This is a genomic window from Okeania sp. SIO2B9 (assembly GCF_010672505.1).
GTDB classification, from domain to species: Bacteria; Cyanobacteriota; Cyanobacteriia; order Cyanobacteriales; family Microcoleaceae; genus Okeania; species Okeania hirsuta.
Window position 1 is genome coordinate 1 of record NZ_JAAHGK010001794.1, and the last position, 1,064, is coordinate 1,064.

A 1,064-nucleotide genomic window follows, 5' to 3' on the forward strand; every position below is an offset into this window, starting at 1 on the left:
TCTGACCAACCATATCAAGCAGCAAAATAAAAACTATAGTGCCATAGTATATTTAGGGTAGACTACCTGTTTAACTATTCAGTAGTTAATCAGGTAGTCTACCCTAAATATACTATGGCACTATAGTTTTTATTTTGCTGCTTGATATGGTTGGTCAGTAAGTTTTATAAATTTCCACATCACTACTGACTATTGGTACTTACACAAAATAAAGCCAGAAAATAGGATCAAATATAGATGGGCAGAGGCTTTTACGTCAAAAAGGCATAAATCCTGAATAACCAGGGGTTCTAGCCATTTTTAAGGCATCGACGTAATTTCCTTGTCTAGACTGAATTTGACGCATTTTTTCTACGATAAAATGTCTAAGTACCACTACTGAATAGTTAAACAGATAGTCTACCCTAAATATACTGTAGCACTATAGTTTTTATTTCGCCTACTGACTGCTAACTAAAGATTAGTGCTAAATATCAAAATCTGAGTAATTTGTAGAGGGTTAAAATTATTATCGCTAACTAGGATGAGCGATCGCTGACCGTCTGCCAATTTTGGGCCAAAAGTTATACCTTCAATATTGTCTAAGACTATTTCTAGAGTGCTGAAATCTAAGAGTAATTTTTTTTGCACTGGAGAAATATCAGTAATTTGATTATTTAAACCATCAATTTTTTGAATATTATCTGCATCTGATAAATCTATTTGGAAAAGTTTAATTACATTTCCTGTTCCTAGGGAAAAAGACCGTTCTAAACTTAAAAGATGAGTATCATCTAACGCAAGTAAATCGACTAAACCATTGGTACTAAAACCACCTACATTATTAGAATTAGTAGCAATAGGTTCTGTGATGTATAGAAATTCTGTTTCTGGCTGACCTTTAGCCAAATCATACCCTATAATTCGACAGTAGCTACCCATACTAAAAGTTGGTTCTTTGCCATCTTGAACTAAAGCATTTTCTGTAGCGGTGAAGAGATATTTTTGACTAGGGGTAATAGTTAAACTTTCAAGAGCCAGATTATTTCTAACTCCATTGTTTGTTTCTACGAGAAATTTTTCAG

At 33.4% G+C, this 1,064-nt stretch carries 1 protein-coding gene; it reads right to left on the minus strand.

What is annotated here, in order from left to right; translation table 11 throughout:
- Positions 1-453: 453 nt before the first annotated feature.
- On the minus strand, positions 454-1,064 hold a 611-nt coding region (locus tag F6K13_RS34480; RefSeq protein ID WP_287290145.1), incomplete at its 5' end, for an esterase-like activity of phytase family protein.